This is a genomic window from Acinetobacter lwoffii (assembly GCF_019048525.1).
Taxonomy (GTDB): Bacteria; Pseudomonadota; Gammaproteobacteria; order Pseudomonadales; family Moraxellaceae; genus Acinetobacter; species Acinetobacter lwoffii_K.
The window spans coordinates 1,367,768-1,394,512 of sequence record NZ_CP077369.1; the positions used below are offsets into that span (position 1 = coordinate 1,367,768).

General features: G+C 41.4%; 24 protein-coding genes and 1 pseudogene. 19 read left to right on the top strand and 6 right to left on the bottom strand.

What is annotated here, in order from left to right; all coding sequences use genetic code 11:
• Positions 1 to 16: 16 nt before the first annotated feature.
• The 17 genes and pseudogenes from mazG to I6L24_RS06450 all read left to right on the top strand — a co-directional run bounded on the left by mazG (position 17) and on the right by I6L24_RS06450 (position 17,594).
• Complete coding sequence (gene mazG, locus I6L24_RS06370) at positions 17 to 829, top strand: nucleoside triphosphate pyrophosphohydrolase (protein ID WP_005103258.1); 813 nt, start codon at positions 17 to 19, stop codon at positions 827 to 829.
• Complete coding sequence (locus tag I6L24_RS06375; RefSeq protein WP_005103262.1) at positions 789 to 1,211, top strand: ComEA family DNA-binding protein; 423 nt, start codon at positions 789 to 791, stop codon at positions 1,209 to 1,211. Before mazG ends, I6L24_RS06375 begins: the two co-directional genes overlap by 41 nt.
• A 136-nt stretch (positions 1,212 to 1,347) precedes the next feature.
• Positions 1,348 to 2,820, top strand: coding sequence for a polynucleotide adenylyltransferase PcnB (gene pcnB, locus I6L24_RS06380; RefSeq protein ID WP_004647477.1), 1,473 nt, complete (start codon positions 1,348 to 1,350; stop codon positions 2,818 to 2,820).
• Complete coding sequence (folK, locus tag I6L24_RS06385; RefSeq protein ID WP_005103266.1) at positions 2,817 to 3,302, top strand: 2-amino-4-hydroxy-6-hydroxymethyldihydropteridine diphosphokinase; 486 nt, start codon at positions 2,817 to 2,819, stop codon at positions 3,300 to 3,302. Before pcnB ends, folK begins: the two co-directional genes overlap by 4 nt.
• A 53-nt stretch (positions 3,303 to 3,355) precedes the next feature.
• A complete protein-coding gene (panB, locus tag I6L24_RS06390) occupies positions 3,356 to 4,165 on the top strand; it encodes a 3-methyl-2-oxobutanoate hydroxymethyltransferase (RefSeq protein ID WP_004278337.1) in 810 nt (269 codons plus the stop codon).
• Between the two features lies 1 nt (position 4,166).
• Complete coding sequence (gene panC / locus I6L24_RS06395; protein ID WP_004647479.1) at positions 4,167 to 5,015, top strand: pantoate--beta-alanine ligase; 849 nt, start codon at positions 4,167 to 4,169, stop codon at positions 5,013 to 5,015.
• Between the two features lie 18 nt (positions 5,016 to 5,033).
• Positions 5,034 to 5,885: an RNase adapter RapZ gene (gene rapZ, locus I6L24_RS06400; protein WP_004278335.1), complete on the top strand. Its 852-nt coding sequence runs from the start codon at positions 5,034 to 5,036 to the stop codon at positions 5,883 to 5,885.
• Positions 5,882 to 6,151: an HPr family phosphocarrier protein gene (locus I6L24_RS06405; RefSeq protein WP_216986531.1), complete on the top strand. Its 270-nt coding sequence runs from the start codon at positions 5,882 to 5,884 to the stop codon at positions 6,149 to 6,151. The genes rapZ and I6L24_RS06405 overlap by 4 nt, the downstream gene beginning before the upstream one ends.
• Before the next feature lie 2 nt (positions 6,152 to 6,153).
• Complete coding sequence (gene yjgA, locus I6L24_RS06410) at positions 6,154 to 6,687, top strand: ribosome biogenesis factor YjgA (RefSeq protein ID WP_004278333.1); 534 nt, start codon at positions 6,154 to 6,156, stop codon at positions 6,685 to 6,687.
• Between the two features lie 713 nt (positions 6,688 to 7,400).
• Positions 7,401 to 8,669: a sensor histidine kinase gene (locus tag I6L24_RS06415; protein ID WP_004733022.1), complete on the top strand. Its 1,269-nt coding sequence runs from the start codon at positions 7,401 to 7,403 to the stop codon at positions 8,667 to 8,669.
• 173 nt (positions 8,670 to 8,842) lie between these two features.
• Positions 8,843 to 10,148 (top strand): annotated as a pseudogene (locus tag I6L24_RS06420) (RNA-guided endonuclease InsQ/TnpB family protein).
• 94 nt (positions 10,149 to 10,242) lie between these two features.
• Positions 10,243 to 12,993 carry a bifunctional [glutamate--ammonia ligase]-adenylyl-L-tyrosine phosphorylase/[glutamate--ammonia-ligase] adenylyltransferase gene (gene glnE / locus I6L24_RS06425; protein WP_005103272.1) on the top strand — a complete coding sequence of 917 codons (2,751 nt, stop codon included), beginning with the start codon at positions 10,243 to 10,245 and terminating at the stop codon, positions 12,991 to 12,993.
• A gap of 24 nt (positions 12,994 to 13,017) precedes the next feature.
• Positions 13,018 to 13,944 carry a branched-chain amino acid transaminase gene (locus tag I6L24_RS06430; RefSeq protein ID WP_004278329.1) on the top strand — a complete coding sequence of 309 codons (927 nt, stop codon included), beginning with the start codon at positions 13,018 to 13,020 and terminating at the stop codon, positions 13,942 to 13,944.
• Positions 13,945 to 14,072: 128 nt separating this feature from the next.
• A complete protein-coding gene (locus I6L24_RS06435; protein WP_004278328.1) occupies positions 14,073 to 14,795 on the top strand; it encodes a glycosyl transferase in 723 nt (240 codons plus the stop codon).
• A gap of 41 nt (positions 14,796 to 14,836) precedes the next feature.
• Positions 14,837 to 15,808: a Stealth CR1 domain-containing protein gene (locus tag I6L24_RS06440; RefSeq protein WP_004278327.1), complete on the top strand. Its 972-nt coding sequence runs from the start codon at positions 14,837 to 14,839 to the stop codon at positions 15,806 to 15,808.
• Between the two features lie 9 nt (positions 15,809 to 15,817).
• Entirely contained in the window at positions 15,818 to 16,579 is a 762-nt protein-coding gene (locus I6L24_RS06445) for a glycosyltransferase family 25 protein (RefSeq protein ID WP_004278326.1), read from the top strand.
• Positions 16,580 to 16,655: 76 nt separating this feature from the next.
• Positions 16,656 to 17,594: a glycosyltransferase family 32 protein gene (locus I6L24_RS06450; protein ID WP_004278324.1), complete on the top strand. Its 939-nt coding sequence runs from the start codon at positions 16,656 to 16,658 to the stop codon at positions 17,592 to 17,594.
• Between the two features lie 30 nt (positions 17,595 to 17,624).
• Here I6L24_RS06450 and I6L24_RS06455 read toward each other — a convergent pair whose 3' ends face one another.
• Entirely contained in the window at positions 17,625 to 18,527 is a 903-nt protein-coding gene (locus I6L24_RS06455) for a hypothetical protein (protein ID WP_004782138.1), read from the bottom strand.
• A gap of 92 nt (positions 18,528 to 18,619) precedes the next feature.
• Complete coding sequence (locus I6L24_RS06460) at positions 18,620 to 19,519, bottom strand: glycosyltransferase (protein ID WP_004278322.1); 900 nt, start codon at positions 19,517 to 19,519, stop codon at positions 18,620 to 18,622.
• Between the two features lie 288 nt (positions 19,520 to 19,807).
• Between I6L24_RS06460 and I6L24_RS06465 the strand changes: the two genes are divergently transcribed.
• Positions 19,808 to 20,530 (top strand): putative nucleotide-diphospho-sugar transferase, encoded by a 723-nt coding sequence (locus I6L24_RS06465; RefSeq protein WP_004278321.1) that lies wholly within the window; start codon positions 19,808 to 19,810, stop codon positions 20,528 to 20,530.
• Between the two features lie 7 nt (positions 20,531 to 20,537).
• On the opposite strand, the gene I6L24_RS06470 is transcribed toward I6L24_RS06465, so the two are convergent.
• From I6L24_RS06470 to I6L24_RS06485, 4 genes are all read right to left on the bottom strand, one after another.
• Entirely contained in the window at positions 20,538 to 21,401 is an 864-nt protein-coding gene (locus tag I6L24_RS06470) for a lysophospholipid acyltransferase family protein (protein ID WP_004782143.1), read from the bottom strand.
• 18 nt (positions 21,402 to 21,419) lie between these two features.
• Positions 21,420 to 21,641, bottom strand: a complete 222-nt coding sequence (locus I6L24_RS06475) for a hypothetical protein (protein ID WP_004278319.1) — start codon at positions 21,639 to 21,641, stop codon at positions 21,420 to 21,422.
• A gap of 115 nt (positions 21,642 to 21,756) precedes the next feature.
• Positions 21,757 to 23,541: an aspartate--tRNA ligase gene (gene aspS, locus I6L24_RS06480; RefSeq protein WP_005103279.1), complete on the bottom strand. Its 1,785-nt coding sequence runs from the start codon at positions 23,539 to 23,541 to the stop codon at positions 21,757 to 21,759.
• Between the two features lie 162 nt (positions 23,542 to 23,703).
• Positions 23,704 to 24,468, bottom strand: coding sequence for a DUF4184 family protein (locus I6L24_RS06485; RefSeq protein ID WP_216986532.1), 765 nt, complete (start codon positions 24,466 to 24,468; stop codon positions 23,704 to 23,706).
• Positions 24,469 to 24,608: 140 nt separating this feature from the next.
• Here I6L24_RS06485 and znuD point away from each other — a divergent pair, with 140 nt between their 5' ends.
• Positions 24,609 to 26,723: a zinc piracy TonB-dependent receptor ZnuD gene (gene znuD / locus I6L24_RS06490; protein ID WP_216986533.1), complete on the top strand. Its 2,115-nt coding sequence runs from the start codon at positions 24,609 to 24,611 to the stop codon at positions 26,721 to 26,723.
• Positions 26,724 to 26,745 lie beyond the last annotated feature (22 nt).

Consider the following 26,745-nt stretch of genomic DNA (forward strand, 5'->3'; position numbering starts at 1 on the left):
AAAGAGGTTTTTGAATATGGAACAACTACTCAAGGTCATGCGTGAATTACGTGAAAAATGTCCATGGGATCAGCAGCAGACCCCCGAATCTCTGACCAAATATGCGATTGAGGAAGCTTATGAAGTCGAAGCAGCAGTCCGCTCTGGAAAAGTCGACGATGTCCGCGATGAGCTAGGTGATTTGCTGCTACAGGTGGTGTTCCAGTCGCAAATGTACAGCGAGCAGGGGGCTTTCGATTTTCAGGATGTGGTGCAGGCCATTACCGATAAACTGGTTCGCCGTCATCCGCATGTATTTCAGGCTGAACAATTTGCAAAAATGAGTCCGGAAGATGTGTCTGAGCTATGGAAAGAAATCAAACAGCAAGAAAAGCAGGGCAAGCCGCGTTCACGTCTGGATGATATTAAACATGCACCGGCTTTGGCGCAGGCTGATGAAATTCAAAAAAATGTCGCCAAAATTGGTTTTGATTTTCCGGACATGGCGGGTGCTTATGCCAAGCTGGAAGAAGAACTGGCTGAATTAAAAGAAGCGGTAGCCGGACAAAATTCCGATGAAATACAGGAAGAATTTGGCGACTGCTTATTTTCTCTGGTGAATGTTGGTCGTAAACTTGGCATCTCCAGCGAGATGGCATTATTGGGGACGATCCATAAATTCCGGACCCGCTTTGCCTTAATGGAAGATCAGGCAGAACGACAACAATTAGACCTGGAAAAGCTGTCACTGGCTGAACTTGATCAGCTCTGGGAACAGGCTAAATTAGAATTAAAACAAAGAGCAGCACATGAAAAAAATACCTTATCAAATCGGTCCAACGTGGATTAGTCTTCTTTTAAGTTGTTGGCTGGGCTTTATTTCTATCGGAACTGTGCATGCGACTGCGACCGATTATATGGAATGGAAGACCCAGCAACAGCAACATGACGCTCGCCTGAAGAAAAAAGCTGCCTCCACGGCTTCATCAGAAAGCAATCACTATCTGGCGAAGCCTGCATTATCGGCATCTTCTGCTGCTGATAAAATCAGTTTGAATAATGCAACTGTGGAGCAATTACAGCAGCTAAATGGTATTGGTCAAAAAAAGGCTGAAGCCATTATTGAACATCGGCAAAAAAACGGAAAATTCAAAAGCATTGAAGAGATCCAGCTGGTCAAAGGCATTGGGCCGGCATTGTTTGCCAAAAACAAGGCCAAATTGGCCTTGTAAGGCGACAGCATGGATCATGACTAGCTGATTGATTTGACTCGCAGGATTGACATAATCAAATTGCCCTTTAGGCGTGTAAGCGATATGATTAGCGTCATCTTAGAATTTTACGTTCAGACGTAGGAGACAGCGTCTTTTGCAAACTTTGCGCGCGTCAAAATGTGGTTTATCAACCGCTCAATTACCTTCTTATATTCTCGATGTGATTGATGCCTTAAACAAGGCAGGCTATGAAGCTTATATCGTGGGTGGTGGTGTTCGAGATCTGATGTTAGGTTTGAATCCTAAAGATTTCGATGCAGTTACCAATGCAACCCCGGCTCAGGTCAAGGAAGTTTTCGGACGACGTTGTCGAATTATCGGACGACGTTTCGAACTGGCGCATGTCTATTCAGGGCGGGAACTGGTTGAAGTGGCAACCTTTCGTGCACCACCAAAAAAAGCAGTGACCTCGGCCGCGGGAATGATTCTGCGTGATAACAACTGGGGCAGCATCGAGCAGGATTTTGCCCGTCGTGATTTCTCCATCAATGCAATGTACTACCAGCCGCGTAAAGGTATTGTGCTGGATTTCTGCAATGCAGTGGATGATATTCACAGCAAAACCTTACGCTTACTCGGCGATCCGACTTTAAGATTTGAAGAAGATCCAGTGCGGATGCTGCGAACCCTACGTTTTGCCGCCAAGCTGAACTTTAATATTGATGAAGCGATTCTGGATGTCTTTACGCCGGAAATGACCCAGTTGCTGCGTGATGTTTCTCCACATCGACTTTATGATGAATCACAGAAACTGTTTACCATGGGACACCTGAATCGTGTCTTGCCAATGCTGATCGATTTTGGGATCTGGCAGCAGTTATTTGCAGATATCAAGCCTGAAATTACGCCATTTATGGAACGCGCTGCGAAAAATACCGATCAGCGTATTTCTATCGGCAAGACCATCAACCCGGCCTTTTTCTATGCGGTATTGTTGTGGCAGCCATTCCTCGAGCGTTGTGAATTCTATCTAAATAAAGGCGTGGTAGCCGCCGAAGCTCGTGCCCAAGCTGGTCTGGACGTGTTAAAACGTCAGGCGACTCGTACCATTATTCCACGTTTTGCGGAAACCTTTATTCGTGAAGTCTGGGAAATGCAGACTCGTTTGTTGAATCCAAAACCACAGCAAATCGAGGCCTTGTCCAGCCATGCGCGTTTCCGTGCCGGCTTTGACTTTTTGCTGCTGCGTGAAAAATCAGGCGATGCAACTGCACAAGGCATGGGCAGCTGGTGGGATGCTTACCAGCAAATGAGCGGTGACGAGAAAGAACGGGCCATTAGCCAGTATAACCGTCAGCGTGCCAAGAGCCGTCGCAAGGCGAGTCAAGAAGAACATCTGGAACAGAAATTGACCCAGCAGCAAGATCTCACCGAGATTGAACCGTTGGTAAATGAACCTGAACCACGCAATCGTCGAGTGCGCAAAGCCAAGTTTGAAGACAAGGTGAAACCTCTGTCGCATGTAGCAGCCAGTGCCAGTGGTGAAATTGGCCTAGATCATCCGATTATGAAACGTAAGCGGGTGAAACGTGATCTGAGTCAGGTGGTATTTGGGCCAACACAATGATCGTGACGTATATTGGCCTGGGCAGTAACCTGGGTGATTCACGCCAGATTCTGGCAGAAGCTGTACAGAAACTGGCGACCTTGGGGCAGGTGAAAACTTCGAATCTGTATCAAAGTCCACCGATGGGACCACAGGATCAGCCGAACTATCTGAATGCAGTGGTGCAGTTAAATACCGATCTGGCCGCTTTAAGCTTGCTGGATCGTTTGCAAGCCTTTGAGCAGGACGCAGGTCGGGTACGTTTACGTCATTGGGGCGAACGTACACTGGATCTGGACTTACTAATCTACGGCAATGAGCACATTCAAAATGATCGTCTTACCGTGCCGCATGTCGGGGTGTTAGAGCGTGATTTTGTCCTGATTCCACTTCTGGATATTGATCCTGAAATACAGGTTCATGGACACAGATTAAAAGACCTGGACATCGTCAAACAGTCGACCCTTGCGGTACTCGATGACAGCAACTGGGCAAATATTTAATTTTTAAGTGATGGTAGTTTCGACAGAACTTTCAAGCATAGAGGAACATTTTCATGGTCAGTCTGAGTGATTTAAGACGCTTTAAAGCAGATGGACGCAAATTTTCATGTCTGACTTGCTATGATGCCAGTATGGCCAAAGCCATGGAAATTGCCGAAGTGGACAGCATTTTAATTGGCGATTCTCTGGGAATGTCAATTCAGGGTCGTGATTCGACTTTGCCGGTTACGGTTGCAGATATGGCTTATCATACGGCTGCGGTACGCCGTGGTAACCAGCATGCCTTTATCATGACTGACTTGCCATTTATGAGCTATGCCACCTTGAATGATGCCTTGCAAAGCTCGAAAACCGTGATGCAGGCCGGCGCGCAAATGGTCAAGATGGAAGGCGGCGCATGGTTGGCAGAAACCGTGCAAGTGCTGACACGTAACGGCATTCCGGTGTGTGTGCATTTGGGTCTTACTCCGCAGTCGGTACATGTGTTTGGCGGTTATAAGCTGCAAGCTCGTACTCGTGAAGCGGCCGATCAGCTCATTGCGGACTGTAAAGCAGTAGTAGAGGCGGGTGCTGCACTATTGTTACTCGAATGCGTACCGGCACAGCTTGGCCAGGAAATCACCGAACTGTTTCCGCAGATTCCGGTGATTGGCATTGGCGCGGGTGCAGCCACTGACGGACAAGTATTGGTGGTTCAGGATATGTTGGGCCTGACCTTTGGCCACACTGCAAAATTTGTACGTAATTTTATGCAAGAACAATCGGGTGCGACCGCCATTCTAGATGCTTTTAAAGCCTACCATGCTGCAGTTTTAGATGGATCTTTCCCGGCACCAGAACAAACTTTTCAGGTTGAATTGTAAGATGAAAACAGAAACCACTATTCAGGGCTTAGCGGCATCCTTAAATCCGGCGCGTACCAGTCGCAAGATTATCGGTTTTGTACCGACCATGGGCAATCTGCATCAGGGGCATTTAAACCTGGTGCGTGAAGCGCGTAAGTTGTGTGATGTAGTGGTGGTCAGTATCTTTGTCAATCCGATCCAGTTTGGACCCAATGAAGATTTTGATAGCTATCCGCGCACGCTTGAGCAGGACCAGCAGCTTTTGGCAGAGGTCGGTTGTGACATCGTTTTTGCGCCGACGGTTGAGCAAATGTATGGTAAAAAACCGCGTCTGACCAATATCAGTGTTTCTGACATTACCAATGATTTATGCGGTTTACAGCGTCCCGGTCATTTTGATGGTGTGGCGGTGGTGGTGACTAAATTGTTTAACATCGTACAGCCGAATTACGCCTTCTTTGGCCAGAAAGATTATCAGCAATTGGCGGTCATTCGTCAGTTTGTACAAGATCTGAATATTCCACTGGAAGTAATTGGTGTGCCGATTGCCCGTGCAGAAGATGGCCTGGCTTTAAGTTCGCGCAATGGTTATTTAAGCGAAGAGCATCGTGCAATCGCACCGGTCATTTATCAAAGCTTGCAAAAGGCTGAACAGCAATTACAGGCAGGCGTGGAACTGGATACGGTATTGGCGGAGCTTCGCCAGACTTTAACCGATGCTGGATTTGTAGTGGATTATATTGAAGCCAGAACTCCAGAATTACAAAAAATTCATACGTTTAATCAAGATCTTGTGTTATTTATAGCTGCAAAGTTGGGGAATACACGTCTGATCGATAACCTGCAGGTTAAATACACTGCCGGCTAAGATGAAAGGGTAGCATGCATGAAGCGCATTTTAATCGTCACGGGACAATCTGGTTCGGGGAAATCATCTGCATTACAGGTGCTTGAAGATCTGGGTTATTACTGTATTGATAATCTGCCTTTGGCATTGCTTCCCGAAATCGTGGCCAAACTGGACAGTGAAAATAATCTGGAACAGTTGGCGCTGGGCGTCGATGTGCGCAGTACCCGGGCAGATTTACAAGAATTTGATCATGTATTTGAGCAGCTGCAACAGCATGGTTCGGTCGATATTATCTATCTGACCACGCAGGATCAGGAGCTGATTGCCCGCTTTAGTGCTTCGCGTCGGCCGCATCCTCTGGCGTCACGCTTTAAAAGTCTGAATCAATGCATTCAGGAAGAAAAAATCCTGTTGATGCCGATTCAGTTGCGTTCTACAGTTCATATCGATACTACCGATAAAAGCGTACATGACCTGAAACATACCTTATTGTCCAAGCTGGGACAGGCCGATAACCTGATCCTGATTCTGCAATCCTTTGGTTATAAGCATGGCATTCCACTGGATGCCGATTATGTCTTTGATGTCCGGCATTTGCCAAATCCGCATTGGGAACTGGAACTGCGCAAATTTTCAGGGCTAGATCAGCCGGTGCAGGCGTTTTTACAAAAGAGCGATCAGGTCGAGGACATGTTCAATGATCTGTATCATTTTCTGGACAAGTGGTTGCCGACCTTTGCCGAAGGGCATCGTCATTATATGACCGTGTCGATAGGTTGTACCGGTGGTCAGCATCGTTCTGTTTATATTGTGGATAGACTAAAAAAAGCCCTTGAGGCAAAATGGTCTATTCAAGTCCTCCATCGAGAAATGAAGCACTGGTCATGATTGATACGACAGTTGACGTAATTAATAAATTGGGTTTACATGCACGCGCATCTGGTAAACTGATAGAAGTTACCACCAAATTTCGTTCCAGTATTCGGATTGGCAAGGCTGACAAATTGGTAGATGCCAAAAATATCATGTCATTGCTCATGCTTGGTGCAGGCAAAGGAATAACTTTACGCTTAGTGATTGAAGGAGCAGACGAGGACAAAGCCTTATCTGAAATTCAGGCACTATTTGCAGCAAAATTTTATGAGGCAGATTAATCGTGGCACGTCGACCGAACAGTTTAACTGAAGAAGATTTTGATTCTTTAGAGGGACGCGCAAGTAAGACCGAACAGAAAAAAGCAGTCCAGCGTATGGCTGCTTTAGGTGCGCAGCTTGCAGAGCTGAGCGCTAAACAAATTAAAAACCTACCCGTAGATGAGCGTTTGATTGACGCCTTACTTGATGTGCAGGCAATTAGTTCGCATGAAGCACGTCGCCGTCAATTTTCACGGATTGGTAAATTATTACGCAATGAAAATGAAACGGTAATTTTGTCTTATTTAACACCTAAACAAGGTCTTAAAAAGACAGCTCAATTACAGCGTTGGGTGGATCGAATTGTCAAAGATGGTGATCCAGCCATCAATGAATTTACCAAAACCTATAATGCGACAGAGCGTCATACCTTACGTCAACATTATCTTCGGGTACACCGTGATTTAAAGAATCAAGCACCTGAAGAAGAAGTGAATGCTTCTAAATTAAAGCTGTTTAACTATGTACAGCAAGTGGCGTTGATTTCTGACAATTAAGCAGCCATGTAAAAAGGCGGTCTTTTTTAGGCCGCTTTTTTATAGCTGTTTTGAACTGATTGGTTTGACTTGGACATGCATAGTCTATAAGTGGTCTATCTTAATATTACTATTCCAGCTTCTAAAACTGCATTGATGATAAAAAATACAAAATTTCTGCAATTAATTTGTTAATGAATGTAAAATCTTTACAATTCTCAGTGGCTTTTTTGGCCTGTTTTTAGTCAATATCCTGATATTTAAATATTTCGTAGACTGGAATTGTTAAGATAGTTTTAAAAATTAAAAAATAATTCTGAGTGTTATTAGATAGATGAGACCTGATATAAAATTTCTTTTTAATCATAAGGTCAAGTTATATAATTGAAAAATCATTAGCTTTTACTCCAAATAGAGTAAAAAGCTATAGTGGGTATTTTTTAGTCAATAGTGTGTTACAGTAAATACAAATAAACATGCTTATTTTAGGTGAGATATATTAATTTCAAATACTTATGTAGGTTTTTTTCGAATAGTAAATTTTCAAGTTATTCTTAATCAATTAAATATCAGTGCTTTGCGGTTAAGAATGTATCTGGATAGAAACAGGTTAACAAATCCTTTAACCTATAGGTGAGTTTTCATCGTTGAGTAAATATAGAATCTTTGTTATTGATTGTATGAATTTGGTCGGCAGTGTTTTCTATATTCCATAAACATTCAGAGAGGCAGACATGGAACTAAAACTGCTAGAGGTCGGTCAGAATACGGAGCAATTAAGCTCGTGCCGTATATCTCTCATTTTAGGTGTCTATACCTCCAACAACCTATTAGACACCTTTTGTAAGATCGCCCGTAAAGTTTTAAACGTTAAAACCAGTATTATCGGCTTCCACACGGAACCCTATATCTGGTACAGCTGTCCGCGCGGTTTTCGGGCCTTGCACGCCCCACAGGAAGTGAATCTGCCTGCGTATCTGCAACAGTCAGATGTCATTGACCAGACGCATCCTGCTTATACAGAATTGTCAAATTATGTGAAAGATCTCGGTGTAGCGCATCAGAGATTAGTCGCCTTTAATTTAAAATCAAGTAGCGGTGTGTCTTTTGGACAGGTCATTTTCTTTGATGATCAGACTGAACTGTTCGATCAGGACGATATTGCCACCATCAAACAATTTGCTGAAAGTTTAGTGATTCGAATTCAGCTCAATCAAGAACATACTGAGTTGAAAGAATTATACGAGCAGCAATGCGCACAAAATTTCAGTAAAACTAAATTTTTCCAGATTATTGCGCATGATCTGCGTGCACCGTTTCACGGCTTGCTCGGCTTTTCCGAAGTACTGGCACAGGAACGTGACACACTGGATGAATCCAGTATTCAGAGTATTGCGGATTATTTATATGATAATGCACAATCGACCTATAACCTGCTGGAAAGCCTGCTGACTTGGGCGATGGCAGAGGGTGGGCGCTTTGTTTATCATCCGATCAATTATGAATTGAAACAGTCCAGCAAGATTGTATGTGGTGTTCTGAAAAGTTTGGCCTTAAATAAAAAGATCGAACTGGTCGATAATATTCCTGAAGACATCAAGGTACATGCGGATATCAACATGATTACCTCTGTCTTGCAAAACCTGGTGTCGAATGCGCTTAAATTTACCCCGGTGAATCAAGGCGGTAAAGTGATTTTAGCTGTAGAGATGGAAGGCGAGCAGGTCAAGATTACGATTCAGGATACTGGCCTGGGCATGACCGAAGAACAGATGCAGAATCTGTTTAAACCGACTTTGGGTGTGAGTGTCAGAGGCACAGCTGAAGAGAAAGGGGTAGGTTTGGGTCTGGTACTCTGCAAGCGCTTTATTGACCTGAACCATGGTCAAATTGCTGTAGATTCCAAAGAGGGCCGTGGTACGACCTTTACTGTGCATTTGCCGATGGTTACCAATGATCATCAGGCGCTAGTGCTTGAAGATGTACATGCCGAGCAATCTTAAAAGGTAAATTTCAAACTAAAACATTCCCACTGAGACAAAACTCCTGCTATCTTTAGTGTGAAAGAGGACTCCACCCAACATTAGGGTGGAGGTGAATTTCACGACTTTTTTTTAGTGCAATATGATAGAATAATTTGCATTAAGTTTCTGTATCTAAATAGATTTAAGGCGAAATGAAGATCAACAAAGCGTACAAATTTAGGCTTGAGCCTAATGCGGAACAGGAGCTTGTTTTAAACAAGTTGCTTGGCTCTGCACGTTTTGTTTGGAATCAAATTTTAGCTGTTTCGTTCGAGATGCTTGCTAATAATGAGCGAATCAACAAAGTTAATTTAGTCAATAAAATTCCTGAATTACGCAAAAAACCTGAATGTGCTTTTCTAGAAAACAGCTCAAATGGCGTTTCGCTCCAACAAAAAGTTCGTGATCTTGGTGATGCTTGGGGGGAAGTTTTTTAACAAAAAGGAACAAGCTAAGTTAAAGCAAAAACCATTTAGAGCTAAGAAGCCACGATTTTTTAAATTATCCGATGGTGGTGAAGTTCAACTTAGACCACTTATGCCACGATTCAAAAAGAAATCTGATGGTTATGATTCCATTCGTATTGTTCAATTTGGCAGATATTGTTGGGTTAAAGGCAACCAAGTTAAGTTACCTAATGACATTGGCGTTGTGAAATTCAGAAAATCACAAAATATTGTGGGTGAGATTAAGAACGTCACAATCTCAAAGCATGTCGGGAAATGGTATGTGTCATTTGGTGCTGAAAACACAGTAGAAGCACCAGTCCACCCATCAAAATCAGCCGTTGGCATTGATTTAGGTGTTAAAAAGTTAATTACAACGTCTAGTGGTCAAGTATTCGACCCGATCAATAGTTTCAAGGCCAATCAAGTAAAGTTGGCTAGGCTTCAGCGCAAGCTGAGAAAGAAAAACAAGTTCAGTCAAAATTGGAAAAAGCTGAATCTCAAGATCAATACATTACACCATCATATTGCCAATATTCGGCATGACTACTTGCACAAAGTCACCACAACGCTCAGCAAAAACCACGCAATGATCGTAGTTGAGGACTTAAAAGTAGCCAATATGTCGAAGTCAGCGAAAGGCTCAATCGAGAAAAAAGGAAAGAATGTTAAAGCCAAGTCCGGCTTAAATAAATCAATCCTGGATCAAGGTTGGTCAATGCTTGTTAATATGTTGGTGTACAAACAGCAATGGCGAGGTGGTTTACTCGTTAAAGTTGACCCTAAATATACAAGTCAGACTTGTAGTTCATGTGGTCACGTTGCAAAAGAAAATAGGCTTACTCAAGCAAACTTTAGTTGTGTCGAGTGTAGCTTTGGCGAGAATGCAGATATTAATGCTTCTCGCAATATTTTGGCGGTAGGACATACCGTTTTGTCTGTGGAGGGTGGATGCGGTAAAGGTCGCCTTGCGAAGCAGAAAGCAAGTGAAATCCGTGAGGAAGTCACCTAAGAGCTTTTACTTTTAGAATCCCCCACTTGAACATCGTGAAAGTGGTGGGAGTATGTCAAAACTAAGCAGAATGTTTCAGGGGAAGAGTTGAGTGATGAATGCGGCACAATTGCAGAAAACCTTAAGAGCTAGCCAATATACCGAACAGGTATTGGCCAATCACCAGAGTTTACTGGAACAGGATTATGCAATTGATCAGTTTCAAGGCTCACTCAGTCGGGAATATATTGATCAGCTGGTGCAGCACTGCATCCTAAATATAAGCGATGAAGCAACGTGGATGCGCGCAATGCGTATTTTGCGGGCTCGATTGATGTTTCGTTGGATCTGGCAGGATGCCAATCAACTCACCGATGTCATTACCCTCACCCAAGAACTCTCCGATTTTGCCGATGCGTGCATCTGTGCGGCGAAAGATTTTGCCCGTATTCCGGTCGTTGCCAAGTATGGCCAGCCAATCGGCTATAACGGAAAAGTCCAAGATCTGATTGTCATTGCCATGGGGAAACTCGGCGCCCAAGAACTCAATCTTTCCAGTGATATCGACCTGATTTTTGCCTTCGATGAGCAGGGTGAAACTGATGGGCGTAAATGTATTGATGTGCAGCAGTTTTGCATCCTGTGGGGACAAAAACTCATTCATTTGCTGGATCAGATCACGGCGGATGGCTTTGTATTCCGCGTCGACATGCGCCTGCGTCCCTGGGGCGATGGTTCAGCACTAGCCATTAGTCATGCAGCCTTGGAAAAATATCTGAGCCAGCATGGGCGTGAATGGGAGCGTTATGCCTGGATTAAAGCGCGTATTGTCAATCCAAGTCCAGAAGGCGACGAGCTGCTGGAGATGACCCGTCCATTTGTATTTCGCAAGTACGTCGATTACAGCGCTTTTGAAGCCATGCGCGAAATGAAAGCCATGATCGAGCGCGAAGTACAGCGCCGTAATATTGAAGATGATATCAAGCTCGGAGCCGGTGGCATTCGCGAAGTCGAATTTATCGTGCAGGTGTTTCAGCTGATTTATGGCGGGGCCAAACTTGAATTGCAGGATCGGCAGTGTCTGGTGAATCTAAATCATCTGGATGATGCCGAGTTGCTGGATGAACAGGCGGTGCAGGATCTGGAAAATGCCTATTTATTCCTGCGCCGGGTTGAGCACGCGATTCAGGCACTGAATGATCAGCAAACGCAATCACTACCGACAGAGCCAGAGTTAAGGGCGCGTATAACGGACACACTTGGTTTTGCGGATTGGGACAGCTTTATGGCATATCTCAATGAAAAGCGTGACAAAGTGATGTATCAGTTTGATCATCTAATCAAGGAAAATGGCCCTGACACCTTGGTTGAAAGTTTTTCCCAGTTGGAAAAGAAACTCAAAGAAGTGTTGGATGATAATGCAAAGAATCTTGTCTATGAGTTTTGGAATGGGCATGCCTTAAAAAAATTACCGGCAAAGGCGGTACAACGTTTAAAAACCTTCTGGCCGCATTTAATTGAAGCCGTTTTACAGTCAGATGATCCTCAGGTGGCATTGGTGCGCTTGATGCCCTTAGTCGAATCAGTGATGCGCCGTACGGTATATCTGGTGATGTTAATCGAGAGTAAAGGGGCGTTGCAGCGACTGGTGAAGATGGCCACGGTCAGCCCCTGGATTTGTGAAGAACTGACCCATTATCCGGTGCTACTGGATGAATTCCTGTCGATGGATTTTGAATTGCCAAAACGTCAGGATCTGGAAGACTCTTTACGTCAGCAACTTTTACGGATTGAAATTGATCAGGTCGAAGACCAGATGCGGGTCTTGCGCCTGTTTAAAAAATCTAATGTTCTGGCCGTTGCCGCCAGTGATGTGCTGGCTGAAAGTCCTTTAATGAAAGTTTCCGATGCCTTGACCGATATTGCTGAAGTATCGGTGAATGCAGCGCTGCATCTGGCCTATCAGATTGTGGCAAAAAAGCATGGTTTTCCACTGGATGCAGAAGGGCAGCGCTGTTCAGTCGAGCATACGGCTTTTGCAGTCATTGGTTATGGTAAAGTCGGTGGAATTGAATTGGGTTATGGCTCGGATCTGGATCTGGTGTTTATTCACTATATGGGTGAACAGGCCGATACCGATGGACTTAAGCCGATCAGTGGCTTTGAATTTGCCATGCGGGTTGCACAAAAGTTTATGTCCCTCATGACCACGCAAACCTTGGATGGACGTGTATATGAAGTCGATACCCGATTGCGTCCATCGGGCGAAGCTGGGCTTTTGGTCACCAGTTTAAAAGCCTTTGAACAGTATCAGTTCAAGAGTGCCTGGCTATGGGAGCATCAGGCCTTGGTACGAGCCCGCCCGATTGCGGGTGAAATGAGCTTACGGAAAAAGTTTGAAGTCTTGCGCCGGGATATTTTGATTCAGCCCCGTGATGAAAATTATGTACGGGCAGAAGTACTGAAAATGCGTCAGAAAATGAAGGAGCATCTCGGTTCTTCCGCCGATCAAAAAAAAGATGGTATTTTTCATTTAAAACAAGATGCAGGTGGTATCGTAGACATCGAATTTATGGCACAGTATGCGGTGTTGGCTTGGAGTGGGACGAATAAAGATCTCGCCCATTTCTCCGACAATGTACGAATTCTTGAGGATGCCGCAAAATCAGGTTGCTTATCCAGCGACGATGCGACTGCTCTGATTCAAGCTTATCTCCGTGAACGCGCCGAGAGCCATCGCTTAGCCCTTGCAAATCAATCCATGCAAGTGTCTGCAAGCGACTGGCACGATACCCGAATGACCGTTTGCAAGTTATGGCAAAGACTGATTGATCCAAGTGCAGACTTTGCACTGGATAGTGAATAATTGTGAGAAATTGGAGTTTGTGGCATGAATTTGGCTGATCGTGATGGTTTCATTTGGCAAGATGGACAACTAGTTGACTGGCGTGAGGCAAAAACTCACGTATTAACACATACTTTGCATTACAGCATGGGTGTGTTTGAAGGCGTCCGAGCTTATGAAACCCCGAATGGAACGGCTATTTTCCGTCTTAAAGAACATACGAAGCGCTTGTTGAATTCTGCAAAAATTTATCAAATGAAAGTTCCATTTGATCAAGCAGCATTAGAACAGGCTCAAATTGATGTTGTTCGTGAAAACAAATTAGCGTCTTGCTATTTACGTCCAATTATTTTTATTGGTTCTGAAAAACTCGGTATCGCTGCAACTGACAATACCATTCATGCCGTAGTTGCGGCATGGAGCTGGGGTGCTTACCTCGGTGAAGAGGCGATGGCGAAGGGAATTCGCGTAAAAACGTCTTCATTTACCCACCATCATCCGAACGTGACCATGTGTAAGGCTAAAGCATCAGGTAACTACACCTTGTCGATTCTTGCGCATCAGGAAGTGGCGCATTCAGGTTATGATGAAGCAATGCTGCTCGACCCACAAGGCTATGTATGCCAAGGTTCAGGCGAAAACGTATTCCTGGTGCGTGATGGCGTGATTCATACGCCTGATATCGCAGGTGGTGCGCTGGATGGTATTACCCGTCAAACGATTATTACGATTGCTAAAGACTTGGGTTATGACGTAATTGAACGCCGTATTACCCGTGATGAGTTCTACATCGCAGATGAAGCATTCTTTACCGGCACTGCTGCAGAAGTAACACCAATCCGTGAATACGATGATCGTCAGATTGGTGAGGGTGTACGTGGTCCAATCACCACTCAAATCCAGAAAGCATATTTTGATGCAGTTCAGGGCAAAGACCCGAAATATGCACACTGGTTAACGTATGTGAAGTAATTAAGAATTTACTGATTGAAAAAACCTCTCATTTGAGAGGTTTTTTTTAACTGATGTACTTATTCTGCCGAACTTATGTCATCATATTCACCATCAAGAAGATTTTAAGATGAGCTTAGGCATACGCAATGAGTAACATCGTTATTTGTATGAAATGGGGAACCAAATACGGTTCGGAATACGTCAATCGTTTATACAATATGGTTAAACGACATACGACAGTCGACTTTAAAATGGTCTGTCTGACGGATCGTACTGAAGGCATTGATCCTGCAGTACAATGTTTCCCTATTCCACCTCTGGCATTGCCTGAAGGTGCGCCTGAGCGTGGCTGGAACAAGCTGTCCACTTTTGAGCCTGATCTGTATGGTTTGGAAGGCAATGCACTCTTCCTCGATCTTGACGTGGTGATTGTCGATAATATCGATGAGTTCTTTACCTATCCGGGTGACTTCCTGATTATTCATGACTGGAAACGTCCTTGGCGTATTACCGGTAACAGTTCGGTTTATCGGTTTAAACTGGGTGCTTTCCCAGGTCTGTTACCTTACTTCCGTGAACATTTTGATGAAATTCGTCAAAAATTCCGTAATGAGCAAGCCTATTTGTCTTGGTATGTAGACCGTGAAGGTAAACAGACGTATTGGCCAGAAAGCTGGTGCAAGAGCTATAAATATCACTGCCTGCAAAAAATTCCGATGGCTTATTTTAAGCCGCCTGTGAAGCCTGAAGGTGCCAAAATCATTGTTTTTCATGGCGAGATTAATCCGCCAGATGCAGTGAATGGTGGTGGTGGTAAATGGTATCGTTATGTGTTGCCATCGCAGTGGATTAAGGACGCTTGGCAGTAAGTTATAGAGTTTATTCAAGCTAATTGTTGATTAGAAGTATTATGGAAAAAATAGATTTTGTTATTGCGTGGGTCGATGGCAATGATGTAAAGCATCGACTTAAAAGGCAACAGTTTCAATCTACTAATATCGTAAAAGGTTCAGCAGAAGAAACTCGATTTGCTAGTAATGATGAAATCTATTTTTCAATTGCTTCAATTCTTAAATATGTTCCCTATTTTGGAACAATTTATATTATTACGGATGAACAGCAGCCTGCACATATTCATGATTTTTTCGAACAGGGATTATGTGCTCCTGAGCAGATAAAAATAATTGATCATAGAACAATATTTGCTGGTCATGAGCAATACTTGCCTACATTTAATTCTTTAAGTATTGAAACTATGCTTTGGAATATTCCAGGGTTATCAAAGTATTTTATTTATTTGAATGATGATTTCTTCTTTAATGCCTCATCTGAATTAGATGATTTTTTAGTTGGTGACCAGATAAAAGTCTATGGACATTGGGAAAATAACTCCTTAATTAAAGCAAAATTTAATCTACGTAAAGGTCTTAATAAATATTTTGGTAAACCTTTACAGCCTAAATATACAATTGCTCAAATGCTTAGTGCTGAATTATGTGGATTTAATAAATATTATGAAATTCATCATCGTCCCCATATATTGGATCGTGATGTACTACAAAATTATTTTCAAAAATACCCTACAACATTAGCTCAACAGATTAGGCATCGTTTTAGAAGTGCTTTTCAGTTTTTACCCGTAGGACTTAATAATCATTTAAAAATTCAGGCTAATGAAGCAGTTCTATACGATGATATTAATATTGCTTATTTAAAAAATGAAGCATTGCTATCTTTATTTTTAGAAAACTTAAATAATACCACTATTAAATTTGGTTGTATTCAAAGTTTGGATCAATTTGATCCAAAAGAAGCAGAAAAGGTATCTTTTGCTTTAATTGCTAAATTTAAAAACTATTTACCTCTATCTATTCAGCATTAAGAGTTAATCATGAAAGTTGTAACTTATTTAATTAATTTAGACGGAAGTGATGAGCGTCTAGCTGCAGCAACTCAGCAGCTTAATAGTGTGAGCTGGAGGTTTGAACGTTTTGCTGCTTATGATGGTCGGGGTAAAGCACTCTCTGAATTCATAAATTATAATGACGATCAAACTAATAAGGTATTAGGTCGTAGTTTAATGAATTCCGAGTTAGGTTGTTATTTAAGTCATTATGGATGCGCTGAAAAATTTTTAGCCACTGATGCAGATTATTTAGTGGTTCTGGAAGATGACCTTAAAATTAATAGTGACTTTAAGATTAAAATTGACAGCATCATTGAATATTTGCACCAACATCAAGATTTAAACTGGTATCTTATTAATATTGCTGCAAAAAAGAAAAAACTAGCAAAAGATATTACGCAAATAGGGGATATAAGTCTATGGCATGCTTTTTATTTCCCAATTCGTGGCTTAGGGTTAATCTGGTCGCGGCAGGGAGCACAGTCTTTTGTTGAGGTAGGCAAAACTATAAATATGCCGGTTGATATCTTCTTCCAGTCTTGGTTAAGTCAAAATGGCAAAGGTTTAGGGATTTGGCCACCACTAGTGAAGCCAGCAGGGGTCGATAGTGATATTTTGGGAACGGTTGCTACTCAGGGGATTTCTCGTAAAGCACTTGAAAATAGAAGCAGCTCCTATGGCTTTAAAAAGCAGAAGCGTATGTGGCGTGATCGTTATCATGCACTAAAATATCTGCTAAATTCTTAAAATTCATCGAATATCTTAATAATTGAATATTTATCATTAAAGGAATAAATCAATGAGCATGTTGGAAATAATTTAGATGAAAATATTTAAAAAAACTTATTATATGCTTAAGTTTTATATCATGTATTTTTACAAGATTAGAGGCACGAATTTAAAAATTCATAATTACGCAAATATGATTACGCTTAATCCAAAGCCAGAAGAAGTTAAAATACCTAAGCTGATTTGGCTGTATTGGGAGGGGGATGTACCATTATTTGTGGAAAAATGCATAGAAAATATAAAGCTAATAAATGCAAATTATGAGGTTCATTTTTTAACACCAACAACTGTTGATCAATTTATACAGATAGATTTTGATTCTTTAAATATTCATCTACCTCAGCATAAAGCTGATTTAATCAGATTTAAATTACTTTATGTTTATGGAGGAATCTGGTTAGATGCAAGTATTATCGTTTATGAAAATTTAGATTGGATTCAAGAGTTGGTTTCTCAAAATCAGACCGAAAGTTTTGCCTATTATCGTAAAAAAAACACTACCAATATTGATTCTCCAGTCATCGAGAATTGGCTTTTAGCAACGGCTCCTAACAATAGGTTTTTTAAAGATTGGTTTGATGAGTTGGTGAACGCCATGCAGGTTGGCCCTAAAACATATATCAATGAAATTAAACGTACTGTGCCAAATTATGAGAGAATATTTCAAAAGATTAGTAATTTAGAGTACCTGATTTCCTATGTGGTGTGTCAGGTGATTATGCTGAAAGCATTGCCTAGTATTACTTTAATTGATTGTGATCAAAATGCCTTTTACTATCAGGTAAAAAATAAATGGGTCAAAGAAAAAACATTAATTGAAATGGCAATCAATCATCATTCAGGTGAATACCCTAAATTGATTAAATTTGCCGGTAAAGAGCGTAAACATATAGGCGAATTTTATGAAAAAGGAATGTATTTTCAAGATTCACTGCTAGATTTCCATGATGATCAGAGTAAAACCTTATCTTAACGCTCTATCAGGTTGGATGATCTGAACCACTTAGAGGATGGTGTCTTGTTCGAGCGTTAATTTATTAAATGATTTGATAAGACTATGGGGTGAAAGATTATAAACAGACACTTTTTGACTTTCAAAGAAATAGGCTGCTGTTTCAAATGCCGCTATGATTGATTGGGTGTGCTGGTTTAATAAGGTAGGTTGTTTTGCATCTAAAGTTTCATAAAATCGTGGTAGGTCGAAGTTATTCATATCCACACCTGCAATATAGATATGTTGGTAATTTAATCCTGACATAATCTGTAATGCGGTATAAGCCACGGTATAGTAGTCAAATACTGTGTCATACATGTGTGTAGAAAAGCCAAAACCATTGTAGAAGTAATTACTCTTAACTTTTTCATCAACATGAATAGTGTTTCCCATAAAAAGTTCATTTTTACAGTTACTCGTGATTTCAATAATTTTAAATTGGCAACGAATCTGTTCGATTTTTACTTTTCTTAGAATATAGTCTAAGCAACGTGCGGTGGTGAAAAAATTGCATGCTGTGTCTAAAACCCGCTCAACGAGATCAAAACGATTTTGTACAAAATCATGATCAATAATGACATAGTGTTGAAAAGTGACCTCATTCAAAGCGATTGCTCCATTGACGCCAATATAGTCCAGTTTCTCATATTTAAAAAATTTATCAGGAATCTTTTTAATCGATGGTCCTGTTGCGATCAGCATACATTTTGAATGTTTATTCTTTAAGTTAAGCGTATGGTCTGCAATTAAGGTATTCCTAAAAAAAACTTGATCAATTTGACCCGATGCATTACGAACCACACGGTAAAAAGGCCAATAGCGTCTGTTGTGTTTGTAAGTACTCGGTTTTAAAAGTTTATAGGTATATTTTGTCAAATTTCGAACGAAATGGTTGAAAATTAAACCACACATATTCTTGTCTCTTTCATAGCTTATTTCTATGAGTTATATCAAGTTTATTTGAGAATAATCTAATTGATAAGATGATTCAGTTGCTTAGAGGGTTAATGATCTAAATTAAATGAATCACGCTTGGTTTTAAACTTGCTCAGGAGCCTCTTAAACCAAGGCTGGGATGTTTCTGACCGAGTAATGTTATTGCCCGAGTATTTTTTTTGAGATGCTTTGTGAAATTTTCCGTAGGGTGTAATTGTATAGTCCTCAAGTTGGTATCCGGCAGAAAGGGCTTCGTGATAGTATTGGTCAAAAAGTGTTGTCAGGTCCGCTCGGGGGTGAGGAATAATTTCGCCATCAAACCAATGTGTTGAATTATTGTGTTGAAGACGAGGAATTGAATATTTGTGACTAAACTGGGTGCCCATATCGGAATAATGCAAAATTTTAATCTCGTTGATACTTAGATTTTCACCATCGATGCAATTAAAATGATCATTATAAGCTTGAACCAATGACGGTTCTTTTTGAATTTGTCTCATCAGACTTTGATGACTGGCAGGGTTACTTTTTAATTCCTCAATTCTAGGAAGAAAATGTTTGGCCTTTTCACAATCCCAGACACAAGTGCATAAACGGGCTGAGCTTCCCCCCCCCTTGGCTGCCACAATAGCATTGGCTTCAATAGGATGTTCCCAGAGTAGTGCAAGATCATCGAGTACAATGACATCTGTATCCATGTAAATGGCTTTACCTTGAAATTGACAATACTCTGGAATAGCCCACCGAAATCCGGAAAAAGGTGTCGCCCAGTTTTCTGTTCTCCATCCTTGATTCGATTTCGGATCAGAATACCAATAGCTAGAAGGATCACGCGAAAGTTGCATCCAAATAATTTCTACAGGCTGCTGGGTATGTTTTTTAATGCTGTAGTCTAAAACCATCATTTGTTCTAAATCACAGTTGTTTGGGTCACAGCCTATAAAAATTTTGATTGTTTTGAGACTCATTTTTATCAATTATTTTGTGATATGATAATGTATATTAAAACAAAGACTATATAAAAACAAAGACTACATAAGATTTACTATGTTTTTTTATTTATTCTATTATAATTAAAACTTAAATAAAATAATCGAATTTATTTCAATGACTTCTTTGGTTTTTAAATAAATTACAATAACTTATGTGTATTATATTGTTATATAATTACGAAAAAAATTTAAAATTATAGTTTTTTATCACACTTTTATCTATGATTTTAAACTTAAATTGGTAGAAAATTAAAAGGATTCTTAATGTTGACAGTTTTTGGTTTTCATACAGATGATAAACTATATACGAAGCATGCTCAAATTTTAGCTGAATCAGCAAAAAAATTTAATATTCATATTCTATTAAAGCAATTTTCAAAAGATGACTGGCAAACCATTATTGCATTTAAGCCTGTGTTTATTTCGCAAATGCGTCGTGAAACTCATGGCCCACTTTTATTTGTTGATGCTGATGCTATAATTCTTGAGGATATCCGGCCATACTTCAATGCAATTGAAGAAGATATTGCAGTACATTACATAGATAATAAGCGTTTAATTAGTAGTACTATTTTTATAAATGACACTAAAAATGCACATTCTCTGATGGATGAATGGGAGAAGCGTATGTTGCAAAATCCAACTATTTGGGATCAGATTATTTTACAAAACTTGGTTGATGAGTGGCATGATGCAGGCCTTATTACATTAAAAAAGCTACCACCAAACTATACATTTATTTTTGATACATCTCGTAATTTATATGGGGATAAGATTCAACCTAGTATTGAACAATTACAAGCAAGTAGAGATAAGCGTTGGATACAGAAATATGAGCAAAGAAATTCAATTTATCAATGGATAATGCGTTCTTCTCTACTGTCAAAAAGTACTAAAAAGATTGTTAAACGACATAATGAAGTTAATGCACGAACAACAAAGTTAGGAATTGATATTAAGTTAACTTTAAGTGATTTAATTGAATAATTAAAATTTATTGATAAATATTACTTTCATCAATTATTTTCCTAAACCTTTTATACCCCCACAAATACTGTTCCGGAGCGACATTAATCATGCGCTCCATTTCTTTATTTAAGGTATCAACCGACAATTGTAAATCTTTAGATAAAATATCATTTGATAATTTAGTCACGTAAATATCATAGCCGGAAAAATCTTCACGTCTTAAACAACTAAGCCCAACTACTGAACATTGTGTTTTGGCTGCCAGTTTGGAAAGTAAGGTAGAAGATAGCGCATTTTGATTGTAGAAAAGTGAGTAGATACCACCACTTTCTTTAGGTACATGATCCGGCAATATTGCAGAAAAACCACCCTGTTTTAAATGCTTAAATAAAGCACGTACACCAGAATCATCTGTAGGAACCAGTGTGGCATTCAGGCGTTGCCGAGCTTCAAGCATAAAACGGTCAATATCCTGATTCTTACTGGGCTTGTACATAATTACAGGGGAGGTGTGCTGATTTACCCAGACATTTAAAAGCTCCCACGTACCAAAATGAGGCACCACTGCCAAGCAGCCATGAGGATTTTGCAAAGCTTTCAGGAAAATATCTTCGCCCTGCACATCTTGAATCAAAGACAGCGCATAGTCTGGTGATGATCCCCAAATCTTGACTGATTCTGCATACGTCATGCACTGACTTTTCAGGCTGCTTTTGGTCAAATCAGCCCGTTCAGCTTCCGAAAGTTCAGGATAGGCAGAGGCCAAGTTAATCTCGGTCACTCGGCGTGCAGAAGAATGGCTGAGATACAAAAGAGATCCAGCCAGTTGCGCAAGATTTTGAATGAATCTTAGTGGAAGCTTGGAGAAATTTTTGAGTAGGGTGTACATGGTATCCAGATGGTCAGATTATAGGTCTTTGTCCGGATTGCCCTTCAGCACCATATAAATCAAACCTACAAAAATCAGCAGGGCACCTAAAATACTGCTCAGGCAAAAATACACAATACGATCATTGGTATCGAGGTTGAACAGATTGTTGGCAAGGATATAGCGCATGAACAGCCATTGAACCACTGAAAATACAATAAGCATAATGCTGCGATTACGAACTGCAGGACGCATAGCCATTGCTAATTACCTTAGATTAAAAACTGTGGCTATTATGCCACTGTTCCAGATACGACTCAATCTTACAAAAAAAGCCCCGCACGAGGCAGAGCTTTTTCACTTAATACTTCAAGAATTATTCTTGAGATTCAGCTTTTGGTTTTTCACGTAAGCGAATACCAAGGTCACGCAGTTGATTTGATTCAACTGGAGCAGGTGCTTGCGTTAATGGACATTCAGCAGTCTTGGTTTTCGGGAATGCAATGACGTCACGAATAGAAGCACCACCAGTCATGAGCATCACCAGACGGTCAAGACCAAATGCCAAACCACCATGCGGAGGAGCACCGTAACGTAATGCATTTAATAAGAAGCTGAATTTCTCTTCTGCTTCTTCTTCGCCAATACCTAATGCTTCAAAGATCGCTTTTTGCATTTCAAGGTTATGAATACGCAGTGAACCACCACCGATTTCAGTACCGTTCAATACCATATCGTAAGCAACAGATAATGCTGCACCTGGGTTGTTCTTCACTTCTTCAACGCTTGATTTTGGTAGCGTGAATGGGTGGTGAACAGAGGTCCATTTGCCATCATCAGTTTCTTCGAACATTGGGAAATCAACAACCCAAAGTGGCGCCCACTCACAAGTTGATAATTTAAGGTCATGACCGATCTTCACACGAAGCGCGCCCATGGCATCGTTAACAACTTTCGCTTTGTCTGCACCGAAGAATACGATGTCGCCATTTTCAGCGCCAACACGTTTCAATAGATCAAGCACGATTGGCTCGATGAATTTCACGATTGGAGATTGAAGACCTTCGATACCTTTTTCAAGTTCGTTGACTTTGATGTAAGCCAAACCGCGTGCACCGTAGATGCCTACAAATTTGGTGTATTCATCAATCGCGCTACGTGGAAGTGAACCCGCACCCGGTACGCGAAGCGCAACGATACGGCCTTTAGGATCTTTTGCAGGACCTGCGAATACTTTGAACTCAACGTCTTGCATCAAGTCTGCAACGTCAACCAGTTTCAACGGAATACGCATATCTGGTTTGTCAGACGCATAGTCACGCATTGCATCGTTGTATGTCATGCGTGGGAATTTATCAAACTCTACGTTTAGAAGTTCTTTGAACATCTTCACGGTTAAAGTTTCCATTAAATCCATGATGTCATCGTCACTCATGAACGATGTTTCAACGTCGATTTGGGTGAATTCTGGCTGACGATCCGCACGCAAGTCTTCATCACGGAAACATTTCGCGATTTGGTAGTAACGATCGATACCACCCACCATCAACAACTGTTTGAACAGCTGTGGAGACTGTGGAAGTGCGTAGAAGCTACCGTTAGATACACGGCTAGGCACTAAATAGTCACGCGCGCCTTCAGGTGTTGCACGTGTCAAAATTGGTGTTTCAACGTCTAGGAAACCATTGTCTTCGAAGTAGTTACGAATCAGGTTGGTCAATTTAGAACGGAAACGTAAACGATCTAGCATTTCTGGACGACGGATGTCCAGGAAACGATATTTCAAACGAATTTCTTCAGAAATATTGGTGTTTTCGTCATTTAAAGGGAATGGCGGAGTTTCAGACTGAGCAAGAACTTCAATTTCTTTACCAAGAACTTCGATTTGACCGCTCACCATATTGGCATTTTCTGTGCCTTCATAACGGCGACGCACACGGCCTGTAATTTTTAATACAAATTCTGAACGTACTTTATCAGCAGTTGCGAATGCTTCAGGAGTATCTGGGTCAATAACCACTTGAACAAGACCATCACGGTCACGCATGTCAAGGAAGATTACACCCCCGTGGTCACGGCGACGGTGTACCCAACCGCATAATGTTACGGTTTGGTCAATTTGAGCTTCGGTTAAAGAACCGCAGTAATGAGTTCGCATCATAGCGTTAGAAATCCAACTATATGGGTTAAGGTCAGCGAATACGTAAACAGCGTACCGCTTTGAGTAAAGGTAGGATTATGCCTCTTTGGGCATGTTGTCACAAGAACTTGGGTCAAAAACAATATCATTTTAAAGTGAATAGGCGCAAAGCCAGTGCTTTGTTTAATCCATCCTGTGCTCTCTGTCTAAAAATAAAAACAGTAAACAGCCCAGACTGAAGGTGATCAGAAAGCCTTGGCTAAATTCATTGATCGAGCGACCAGTAAAATAATAGAGGTCTGATTGCCAGACTTCCGTAGAAATATAGCGCGCATAATCCCAGACAGAAAATAGGCCGGTAAATATAGAAAAGAGCAATAAGCCCCAGGCAAAGGATTTGATTTTCACACTGACTGCAAGATATTGCTGATGAGTTTTATAGTAATGCAGGCTCATCCACAGGATAAGAGGCAAGACAATCACTGAGGTGCCAATCTGTAAAATCCGGTGCAGCGGATAACTTTGTCCAAACAACTGAAAATGTTGGGCTAAGACGTCATGAAAGGCAAAAGTTCGAAAATCGACGTGGGTCAGTCCATCCCAGATTAAATGGGTAGCTGTACCGACGATCAGTGCCAGACACATTACCAGGATAAATTTTAGTGCTGAAAGGATATTGTGAATCTTTAAATCATGCTGAATACCGATGAAACGGTAAATTACGGGCCGGTAAATCAGGTACCAGACGGCACAAAAAGCCAGACCGATCCAGAGATCCGGATGAATCAGCGAAGACCATAAATGGGTGATATTAGAATTAGTATGAGTAAACAGGCGATGCAGATCGGGAACCATGCTGCCAATGGCCAGCGCAGCAACAGGGAGTCTATTTCCAGTTAAATATGAAATAGGGGGAGCAAGCACAGCATGCGATAAGGTAAAGGGCATAAAGACAATGTTTTAATGTAATCAAAAATATTCAAAGGACATTCTAATAAAATATAGCACTGATTATCGTAAAGGATTGCAAAAATAATGAAATGTTATATTATAACATTAATCCAAATTGCTGAATTTGAGCTTCGGTCATGTCCTTCCCTAAGAATCTAATAACATTGTCAATTTTTGCTGTAGTTGCGCCTACAGTATTTGCAGAGCAATCCTCATCTTCTATCCCGGTTCAGACCATGGACACTATTCAGGTGCAAGCTCATCCATTGGTGCAGACTGCGGCGGATTTCGCGGTTGCAGATCAGGTCGTGGATCAGAAAGCGCTATCTGAACGTGCTACCACCATTGGGGATGCCTTGGCAGATGAGCTGGGTGTTTATTCTAATCAATATGGTTCAGGTTCAAGCCGTCCTGTGATTCGTGGTCAAGATGGTCCACGTGTGAAAGTGTTGCAGCATGCTTCTGAAACAGCGGATGTATCCACTTTGTCTCCTGACCATGCAGTAACCGTTGATCCGATTCTGGCAAAACAGGTGGAAGTAATTCGCGGTCCATCAACCTTGCTTTATGGTGCCGGTACAGTCGGTGGTCTGGTGAATGTCACTGATCAAAAAATTCCGACCCAGATGCCTGAAGATGGTTTGGAAGGTACAGTCGGCCTGCGTTATAACTCAGGCAGTGATGAAAAACTGGCAAGTGCTGGTGTGACAGCGGGTATTGGTGAAAACTTTGCTTTGCGTGTAGAAGGCTCAAAACGTAAAGCCAATGATTATATTGCACCGGATTATTTTCATGAGCATGATGACGAATTAGAAAAAGAACGTCGTGTGGGCAATACTTTTGCTGAAGGGCAAACAGTCAATATTGGCGGATCATGGATTCATGATCGTGGTTTTGTCGGTCTGTCTTATAGCAACCGTCAGGATCAGTATGGCTTACCAGGGCATAGTCATGAATATCATGGTTGTGTTTTACATGGTGATCATTTTCATGGTTGTCCAACACCTGACCCAGATGCACCAGCCCATGAAGAGCATGGTGGACCATGGGTAGATTTAAAATCTGAACGCTATGAAGTACGCACCGAACTGGAACAGCCTTTTGCCGGTGTTGAAAAACTACGTGCACATGCCAGCATTACCGATTATGAACACAATGAACTTGAAGAAAGTGAAGTCATTAGTGACTTTAAAAGCAAAGGTTATGACGGCCGTTTAGAGTTGGTGCATGTGCCAGTTGCAGGCTGGGAAGGGGTGATTGGAACCCAGATTTCACAGCAAAAAATTAATCTTGCCGCATCAGAGCATGACCATCATGAAGATGGCGATGAGGACGATGAAGAACATCATGTTCATAGTTCAGGTGTCGTGATGCCGGACACAAAAACTGACAAATTCAGTCTTTTTGCTTTAGAGCATAAGCAACTTGGCGATGTGCATGTTGAACTTGGTGCGCGTGTCGATCATCAAAAAGTGAAAGTAGATTCGGATCAGAAAGATTATTCGGGGACTGGTGTCTCTGCATCCGCTGCTGCCAACTGGGAATTTGCACCGGACTACAAACTTTCTGTAGTGGGATCACATCAGCAGCGTTTGCCTTTAGCTCAAGAACTCTATGCTGATGGCTTGCATTTTGCGACCAATACCTATGAACTAGGTAATCCTGATCTCGATAAAGAAACTTCAAATAATCTCGAGTTAGGTCTGCATTATGAAGGGGATAAACTGGATTACCATGTGCATGTCTATCACAACTGGTTTGATGATTATATCTATGGCGAAACGGTAGCGCAAAAAGGTAATTTACGTGGCGTGCAATATACCCAGGACAAAGCCAGATTCTATGGTACAGAAGCACAAGCCGGGTATCAGATCAATGATATGTATAAGCTCAGCGTCTTTGGGGACTATGTACGTGGCAAGATTGAAGGCGAAAATGCACCACGTGTACCTGCAGGTCGCTTAGGCACCAAAGTAGAAGCAGACTTTGCCGATGGCTGGTCAGGTTTGGCTGAGTATTATCATGTCTTTAATCAGGACAAAATCGCCAGCTATGAAGATGAAACCCAAGGCTACAATATGGTGAATGTGGGCTTAAGCTATGCCAATAGCCTTGCAGATAACAATGCTTATAGGGTTTATTTCAAGGCCAACAACCTGCTCGATGATCAGGTGTATTCACATACTTCCTTCCTGTCGAATATTCCGCAGGTGGGTCGCAACTTTACTGTCGGCGTGCAGTATGATTTCTAACAGGTCTACTGAAATAATCGAC